At 56.8% G+C, this 9139-nt stretch carries 5 protein-coding genes; 3 read left to right on the forward strand and 2 right to left on the reverse strand.

The window, feature by feature from the left end; all coding sequences use genetic code 11:
* The 3 genes from VGE80_RS18145 to VGE80_RS18155 all read left to right on the forward strand — a co-directional run.
* Window positions 1-582, forward strand: a 582-nt coding sequence (locus tag VGE80_RS18145) for a glutamate ligase domain-containing protein (protein WP_440593644.1), incomplete at its 5' end; no start/stop codon positions are given.
* Window positions 583-964: 382 nt separating this feature from the next.
* Entirely contained in the window at window positions 965-3604 is a 2640-nt protein-coding gene (gene cphA, locus VGE80_RS18150) for a cyanophycin synthetase (RefSeq protein WP_397569538.1), read from the forward strand.
* Between the two features lie 261 nt (window positions 3605-3865).
* Window positions 3866-5605, forward strand: coding sequence for a SpoIIE family protein phosphatase (locus VGE80_RS18155; protein WP_440593645.1), 1740 nt, complete (start codon window positions 3866-3868; stop codon window positions 5603-5605).
* A 196-nt stretch (window positions 5606-5801) separates the two neighbouring features.
* Here VGE80_RS18155 and VGE80_RS18160 read toward each other — a convergent pair whose 3' ends face one another.
* Both VGE80_RS18160 and VGE80_RS18165 read right to left on the reverse strand, forming a co-directional pair.
* Window positions 5802-7001, reverse strand: a complete 1200-nt coding sequence (locus VGE80_RS18160) for a class I SAM-dependent methyltransferase (protein ID WP_440593646.1) — start codon at window positions 6999-7001, stop codon at window positions 5802-5804.
* A 75-nt stretch (window positions 7002-7076) separates the two neighbouring features.
* Window positions 7077-9020 (reverse strand): ATP-dependent DNA helicase, encoded by a 1944-nt coding sequence (locus VGE80_RS18165; RefSeq protein WP_373653805.1) that lies wholly within the window; start codon window positions 9018-9020, stop codon window positions 7077-7079.
* Window positions 9021-9139: the final 119 nt, after the last annotated feature.

Consider the following 9139-nt stretch of genomic DNA (forward strand, 5'->3'; position numbering starts at 1 on the left):
GGCGGACGCGTTCGTTTTCAGCTCGAAAACGTCCTGGCGGCCGCTGCAGCGGGCTGGGGACTCGGTTTCGAGCTGCCCGCCATCCGGAACGGCTTACACTCGTTCCAGGGGAATCTTCAGGATGCTCCGGCCCGTTTCAACGTGCTGGAATCCTCGGGCAAAACGATCGTCGTCATGGACGGTCGCAACACGTCCGCCTTACGGGCGGTGATTGCTGCTCTGGAAGAGTTTCCACATACGAAGCGCGCGGTCATCTATTCGGCTGAAGAAGATCGCCGCGACGCGGATATCGTTCATCAGGGACAGATGCTCGGTGACTCATTTGACCGCGTAACCCTGTGTGAAATTGAGAATGAAGTCCGCCCGGCCGGTGAAGTCATGCAGTTACTGCGGTCCGGCGCGGAGGGAAGGGGGCGAGTCGCCCGTATTTCCGAGATCAGCGACTGGACGCAGGCCGTCGACGCGGCGTGGCGAGAACTGCTGCCGGGTGAGTTACTGCTGATCCAGTCTTGTACAATTGCCAAAACCGTAAAGAAATTACAAACGTTGCTGGGACTGGAGCCAGCCGAGATTGCGGCGTGACGACGAATGCGACAAATGCAGGAATCAGCGTTGATTCCTGCAGGGTCCGGGTGATGCCGGCCCGGTCAAACAGAGAAGCAGGGTTGGAAGATTCTTTTCCACCTCAAACGTCAATCAACGGTTCTGAAATCATTCGGTCAGATGGCACACTGATTGCGAGTAGAGCAGCCGACTCGTCGGTCTCCTGTGAAAACGGGTGACTGCGGGCACGATAGACAGGTCGAGACGAAGACGTACTTGGCGATACGATTTCCCCGCAGATGGGGCGCTCGCAGGAGCAAACGAGGATGCAACTCTGCATCCCCGGAGCAACGGTGGCCGTGTGGTCCACCAAAATCAGGATAAGCCAGGTGAAGTGTAGGATCTGAAGGACGCACGAATTATGAATCTTGGGACAACGCGAGCTTTGCGAGGTCCGAACATCTGGTCTCAACTGACGGTACTTGAAGTTGAGATCGACCTGACTGCTCACCTGCAGCGTTCGACGCAAGACATTGCCAACATTCGATCTCGGGCCGCCACACTGCTCACCGTTTCTCGCTCTGGCCCCCCTTCAGAACCGCTCGAAGAATCCCCTGAAATCGCGCACCGCTCGATCGCGATGAGTCTCGCAGAACTGCTGGCGCGGACCACCATCCACCTCCAGCAACTGGCCGGATGCGAGGTGAAATTCGCTCGCGTCTTCGAAACCAAGACTCCGGGGATCTGCAAGATCACCGTCGAGTACTGTGAGGAACCCGTTGGCCGCATGGCACTTGCGGCCGGTGGTGATCTTGTCCGCGCCGCCATCGCCGAGCAGGAATTTGATACTCTGTCCCGCGTGCAGGGAATTCGCAGCCTCGATCAGCAGATCCGTCTCGGTCCCAGCACAGGCTCGATCGTCCGGGCGGCCCTCAACCGGGGCATTCCGGTGCGCCGTCTAAATGATCGCAGTTTGGTGCAACTTGGATACGGTTGTAAGCAGCATCGCATTCTGGCGGCGGAAACCGACCGGACGTCCGCGGTCGCCGAATCGATCGTCCAAGACAAAGAATTGACGAAACAGTTGCTGGACGCGGTCGGCGTTCCAGTCCCGAAAGGGCGTCCCGTCAGTAGTGCCGAAGACGCGTGGGCAGCCGCTCAAGAGATTGGACTCCCCGTCGTCATCAAGCCGCAGGATGGAAATCAGGGTCGCGGGGTCGCCTGCAACCTGAATTCGCGCGAACAGGTCGTCGCCGCGTACGCTTCCGCTCTGGAAGAAGGTGACGAGATCATCTGCGAAAAATTCGCACACGGGGGGGATTACCGCCTCCTTATCATCGGCTACAAGCTGGTCGCAGCCGCCCGTCGCGAGCCTCCTCAAGTCACCGGCGACGGTCGTCATACGATCCTGCAGCTCGTGGAAGAGACGAACAAGGATCCTCGCCGCGGTGAGGATCACGCCACGTCGCTCAGCAAAATCCGCATCGACGAGATCGCCAAAGGGGTGCTGGCCGATCAGGGCCTGACGGTTGACTCTGTTCCGGCAGCGGGACAAGTGGTGTTGATGCGCCGCAATGCGAACCTGAGTACGGGTGGATCGGCAACAGATGTCACGGACCTGGTCCATCCGGAAGTGGCCGCTCGCGTCATCGACGGCGTGCGGATGGTCGGACTGGATATCGCGGGTGTCGACGTTGTCTGTCAGGACATCAGCCGTCCCCTGGAGCAGCAGGGGGGGATCATCGTCGAGATCAACGCTGCCCCCGGTCTGCGTATGCACCTGGAACCCTCCTCGGGCAAAGGGCGTCCCGTGGGCGAGGCCATCGTGGGGACCATGTTCGGAGAAGGGGACGACGGGCGGATTCCGATTGTGGCCGTCTCCGGAACCAACGGTAAGACGACCACCACGAGGCTGCTGGGACACATTCTCCGCTGCACGGGCAAACGCGTCGGCATGACGTGCACCGATGGCGTTTATCTGAACGATCGCCGGATCGATTCAGGTGATTGCAGTGGCCCCAAGAGTGCCCGGACGATCCTGTCGAACCCGGCCGTCGAGGCAGCGGTGCTGGAAACCGCACGGGGGGGGATTTTACGGGAAGGGCTGGGCTTTGACGCGTGTAATACTGCGGTCGTGACCAACATCTCTGAAGGTGACCACCTGGGGATGAACGGGATTGATACTCCCGAACAACTGGCCCGCGTGAAGCGAGTCATTGTAGAATCGGTTGCCCCCACCGGTTATGCGGTGCTCAACGCGGATGATCCACTCACCGCTGGGATGGCGGATTACTGCCCGGGTAAAGTCCTTTACTTTGCGAAATCGCTGTCGAACCCGCTGGTCGCCGCACATCGGGCCAAAGGGGGCAAAGTCATCTACCTGCGTAATAACTGCATCATGGCCGCCGAAGGCTCATGGGAAGCTCGCATCGCACTCCTCGATTCCGTTCCCCTGACATTTGGCGGGTTGATCGGTTTTCAGGTCGAAAATGCGATGGCCGCTGCGGCTGCCGGATGGACCCTGGGGGTGCCGTTTGAAATGATCCGGCACGCACTGGAAACATTCGTCAACGATACGCAGAAAGTCCCCGCCCGATTCAATGTCATCCAGTTCTCGGGATCGACTCTGGTAATCGACTACGGCCACAACGCGGCTGCTCTTTCTGCCCTGTGTGAAGCATTCGACAAACTGCCCCATGAACGTCGTCTGATCGTCTATACGGCCGCCGGCGATCGCCGGGATGAGGACATCATCCGACAGGCGGAACTGATTGCCAACGGGTTCGATTTGATGGTGCTCTATGAAGACGCCTGCACGCGAGGCCGTGAGGACGGCGAGGTCTGCCGCCTGATGCGTCAGGGATTCGCCCGCGGTACGCGATTGCGATCGGACAAGATCATTGAGACGCGGGGCGAAATGAAGGCCATCGAAATTACCTTGCGACAGATGAAGCCGGGTGATCTGGTCCTGATCCAGGCCGATCAGGTGGAAGAAGCCATTACCTTTGTGCAGCAGTTTCTTCCGCAACTCGCTGCCGAGCAATTAGCGGTCTCTCGATGAGCGATCGTCAGAAGCAGTTGAGAGACAGGGGAACCAAGGAGTTGCGTTTTCCCCTGTCTCCCGTTCGCACGAGGCTAAACACCGCCGCCGCTGCGAACGGAATCGGGTTCGTAGATGGATCTTATTATGTGAACTTGGTTTGCTTCAAATCCTTGCATGGCGATTGAACGCGTTTCGGCCCCGTGCTACGCTGAAGGGAAGGAGCTTATCCCTTCAATTCGGGCCGGACGCGTCGTCTTTTTGGTCTCATCGGAGTTTCCCTTGACCGTTGCATACCTCAAGGTCATCAAAGGAAGTTCTGCCGGTCAGGTACTTGCCCTGTCGGGAGAGGCCGTTGTATTGGGCCGCCATCCCTCGTGCCAGATTGTTCTCGACAACGCCTCTGTCAGTCGTCAGCACGCTCAGATCGTCGAAGAGCATGGTATCTTCCTGATTGAAGACTTGCGCAGCCGTAATGGTACGCAAGTGAACCGGAACTCTATTCGAGGACGGACCGAGCTTCGTGATGGTGACGAGATCAAGGTCTGCGACTATGCCTTCATGTTCATGCGAAAGGCGAGCGGCCCGTCGATCCCGGTTTCACCTGGCTCCAGTGTGATTGCCATCGGAGGGATCCGCGAGACCGTTTCGGCGCCGGATCCTGAGATTGATTCCGAGCCCGAACTGATTGCGTCGGAAAAAGCACTGGAAAGCTCTTCAGTCCTGACCTCTATCTCTGCGGGATCGTCGGCTCAGGGATTAAGGCTGAATGTACGCCCCGAGGCGAAGCTGCGGGCGATCCTTGAAATCAGTATGGCCCTGGGGAAGGTGCTCGTCCTTTCTGACGTGCTGCCTGTGATTCTGAATTCTCTGTTCAAGATCTTCCCACAGGCCGATTCGGGGTTTGTGTTACTTAAGGATCATCATTCGGACAAACTGCGGATTCGCTGTTCGCAGTCACGACGAAGCGATGACGATGATGATGTCCCTGTCAGCATGACCGTGGTAAGGCAGGCCATGGACAGTGGTCAGGCCATTCTGAGTGCGGACGTGTATGGAGATCGCCGTTTCCAACACAGCGAAAGTATCGCCGAGATGCAGTTGCGTTCTCTGATGTGCACTCCGCTGATGGACACCAGCGGCAACGCCATGGGGGTTCTGCAGATCAGCACGTTCGACGTCTCGCAGCCATTTAACTCGGATGACCTGGATGTGCTGGTCAGCGTGGGGGCTCAGGCGAGTCTGGCCGTTGAAAACGGGGCAATGCACGAGTCCTTGCTGAAGCAACGCGACTTTGAACGGGATATGGAGATTGCGGCGCAGGTACAGATGAGCTTCCTGCCGAGCCAGCCTCCCGTTGTTCCGGGATATGAGTTTGCCGACTATTACGCTGCGGCACAAAGTATCGGCGGAGACTACTTCGACTTCATTCGGTTACCTGATGAACGAATCGCCGTGATCATTGGGGACGTCGCCGGAAAAGGAATCCCCGCCGCGTTACTGATGGCCCGCTTAAACGCGTCGGTTCGATATCACCTGTTTAATGCTCAGTGCGCCAACAAGGCATTAGACAGTCTGAATTCTGAGATGGCGAATAGTGAACTCGGCTACCGATTCATCACGTTGTCAATTGCCATTCTTGATCCATCCCGCCATGAACTGCAACTCGCCAGTGCAGGGCATCTTCCTCCCGTGTTTCGACGGCGGAATAAGGGAACCGACATCATTGGTAACCGAGAGTCGGGCTTGCCTCTGGGTGTCATGCCTGACCAGAAATACGAGTTGCTGCGGATCCCGCTGGAACCCGATGATGTGATTCTCTTTTATACCGACGGAATCACAGAAGCGATGAATTCGCGAAATGAGCTGTTCGCGAAGGAGCGAGCTCGACAAGTGATTGCCGATGGCCCTCAATCGGTAACCGAGCTTGTCCCCGCCTTGATTGAAGCTGTGGACGCATTTTGTGACGGTCGGGCGCAGCGCGATGACATCTGCGTGACGGCCTTGCGACGGACGAATTGATACCTGCCGTGCCACCACGACTGGCAGTGTTTCTGCCATTGAGTGGAGCCTGAGCGACCACTTTGCATAGCGACATGAAAGTTAGCTGCCGGCGCGCTGTAAGGACGCGTTCGAAATCTTGTGATGGCCTGAAAATGGCAACCAGATTGCCAGAGACCCGTCATACGGAGTTCGAATAACTCCGCTCCGCTGTTCGTTACTGATGTTCGTTACTGATGCGTCGGGCTGCGACAATCCGGGCCTTCCCATCGAGTCGAGCGAACACGATGACTCGGGGTTCCGAGCCATTCAGCGGAAGTCGCCTGCGAAGTACATCGGCTTGTATCGGAATATGTCGGCACTTGATTTCCAATGGTCCGACGCTGGCTTTCCTCAGCCAGGCTTTCAGTTCTTTCTCATTATTGGGTAAATTCTCCAGGACCTCAAACGGTTGAAGGAAGGGCGACGTCACGAGGTGATCGGACGTCAGATATTCTTCGGCCCGGTCCAATCGACTTAGTCCCAGCCGATCCGCGAGCACATCGACAAGTCCAGCTCGTACGACACTGGGATCGGGGTCATAGAGATATTGTCCCAGAGGGCTTACCGGAACCAGTACGTCCAAGGGGTGCCCAGAGATACTTTCTCCCGCCGGTAAGACGGTCGCGCGAAACAGCGCATCGCTGGCGAGTTCGCCAAACCAGACGGTCGCTTCTTTGCATTCCCCATTGAGGCTGATCAGTTCAATCTCGGCGTCGGGGAACTTACCACCGAAGTTACTGGCGGGGCTTACCTTGATCGCACCACCCGGACATCGCGGCATGATCTCATTCAGATAGTCGAGTCCAGGGACATAATCTTCGATTCGCGAGACTCGCCCCGAAGAGCCAGGTCGCCGGTCCGGATCAACATGAACGAGATGACTGAAGGAGGTCAGTTCGCGGACATCGCGGCACTGCATCTCGACTCGGTCGGCAACGCCATAGACCTCGGCGTTCCACATGGTTCTCAGGCAGTTGGGGGCATGAATGTCGACCGCTGTCACATCGCAATGCGCGGCGAGCGACATCGAATCACTTCCGATTCCACTGCACAGATCCCAGACAGTCCCTTTGAAGCGTTGGGCTTTATAACGTGATACGACCTCTGCCGTAGACTGTTCGAGCCCCTGACGGTCGAACCACATCTGTTCTGCCCGCGAGAACTTGCCACGCGCTTTCAAGCGGAACTGATGCAGTGAGACAGCCATTCGCACCAGATCGTCGGGATACTGTCGTCGTAGTGCCGACTGCAGCGCAAGCTCTGACCCGCTTGACTGGCGGATCTGTTCGAGCAATCCCGGCGTCGCCCGCAACTCTTGAAGCAGCCGACACTCCTCGTTGGCGATACGGTTTTCTTCGGCGGGTAACTCGGTCATGAAACAGCACTAAGCGAGAGGAGATGGATTTGTCTGGAGAGCGGTTAGTTACGGGGTCGACCTGATCAACAGTGATCAAGGATCATTAATGATCTCGCACTCGGGAAGGCTGTCGAGGAACAGCCGCCCGTAGCGTTTGGTTTTGACCCGCGGATCCAGGATCACAACGATCCCTTTGTCGTAGCGAGTGCGAATCAGACGACCGAATCCCTGTTTAAGTTTGATCACCGCTTCGGGGACCTGATAGTCCATGAAGGGGTTCCCCCCCGCGGTTCGAATGGCTTCGAGTCGTGCTTCCAGCAGGGGATGATCGGGAACACTGAAGGGGAGCTTCGTGATGATCACGTTCTGAAGAGCATCTCCGGGGACATCGACCCCCTGCCAGAAACTGTCGGCTCCAAACAGGATTCCCGCCGGATCGTTGCGAAATTTTTCGAGCAGCATCGTGCGCGGCATCTCATCTGCCTGAGAGTAAAGACTCAGGTTTTTTGAGATGAACCAGGGAGTCAGACGACGTGCGCAGTTCCTCAACATCTGATAACTGGTAAACAGCACGAACGCATGACCCTGAGTCAGTTCCACGTACTTCTGGATCCGTTCGCAGACGGCGGTTTCATAATCAGCGGGAGACTCACTCGGGTCGGGCATCCCTTCGGGAAGAATCAGTTTCATCTGAGCCCGGTAGTCGAACGGACTGCCGACCTTCTTCTCGGTCGATCGTGTCAGTCCCAGACGCTGGCGGATAAATGCGAAACTCTGACCTCCCACTGCGAGTGTTGCACTCGTGAGAATGACCGTGTTGACCTTGTTAAACAATTCATCTCGCAGCACGGGTCCCACATCGATCGGAGCAGAGACCAGTTTAATCCGCTGCTGCTGCTGGCCACTGGTTTCAAGCCAGTAGACGGCATCTTCAATCGATTGCTGTAACCACGAATTCAGTGAGTCGGCCAGCGAACTGCACCTTTCGGCTGCCGAAGTATATTCAATCCGCTCTTCATCCGAGTTGATGTGTGAACTGATTTGCAGGATCCACGAGGAGAGTTCCTTGAGAGCCGGTCCCAACGTATTCTCGATCTCAACCGGACTGCGGAATCGTCCGTTCTTTCCTGCGTGGGAACGCTGGCACTCGTGAATCGCAGCGAACAGATCTCCGGACAGGAAACGGATGCGTTCGATCGAACGAATCGCTTGCCGCTGCAGGTCGAGTACTGAAGCGTCTGCCGTGGGCATTCGGACCAGGAGTCCTTTCTGAGTCCGGTCATTGTAGAGCTTGCCCAGCATGTACTCGACTTGTCCGTTAGAGACGGAAATCCCGAGATGGTCTGCAGCGACCTGTTCAACGGTATGAGCCTCGTCGAAGACGACGACGTCATAATCGGGAAGCAGGCTGATCCCTTCCCGGCGTAGAGACAGATCGGCAAAGAACAGGGCGTGATTGACCACCATCACGTCTGCGTTCCAGACGCGTCGTCGAGCTTTGTAGTAAAGGCACTGGTCGTGCGTCGGGCATTTTTTTCCAAGGCAATTGCCATGATCGCTATGAACTTCATCCCAGACATTAGACAGCGGTTTGAAATCCAGATCTGCCAGACTGCCGTCGGTCGTCGATCGCGACCATTCGACAATCTGCTGCAACTGCGACAGCTCGTCAGGACGGGAATAGATCCCTTTCGACCGATCAACGGTCCCCTTCATCCGCCGTAAACTGATATAGTTGCCACGTCCTTTGACCAGGACTGCGGAAAACTCGACGGGCATCACGGCGTTGAGAAAGGGGATATCCTTGCCGATCAATTGCTCCTGCAAACTGATCGTGTGCGTCGAAATGACGATCTTCTTTCGTTGTCCTCCCTCACCCTGTTTCGCGGTCGCGGCAATGATGGCAGGAACGAGATAGGCGAAACTTTTCCCGGTACCGGTACCCGCTTCGACGACCAGATGCTGCTTCGTGTCGATTGCGTGTTCAACGGCCGTCGCCATCTCAATCTGCTGCGGACGCGATTCAAAGTTCTTCATACGTCGGGCGATGCTGCCATCGTCACCGAGCACGTCCGTCACACGAAGAGTCACCAGCCACCCTTATTCTTACTGATGCAGATTTTCACTGCTTTAAATAATCCAATTGTCGAGTTGCC

Origin of the sequence: Schlesneria sp. (assembly GCF_036405755.1) — a bacterium.
GTDB lineage: Bacteria > Planctomycetota > Planctomycetia > Planctomycetales > Planctomycetaceae > Schlesneria > Schlesneria sphaerica.

Excerpts from the sequence above, each read along its gene's own strand:
- cphA (WP_397569538.1), top strand. The coding sequence starts at position 965 with ATGAATCTTGGGACAACGCGAGCTTTGCGAGGTCCGAACATCTGGTCT.
- VGE80_RS18160 (WP_440593646.1), bottom strand. The coding sequence starts at position 7,001 with ATGACCGAGTTACCCGCCGAAGAAAACCGTATCGCCAACGAGGAGTGT.
- VGE80_RS18165 (WP_373653805.1), bottom strand. The coding sequence starts at position 9,020 with ATGAAGAACTTTGAATCGCGTCCGCAGCAGATTGAGATGGCGACGGCC.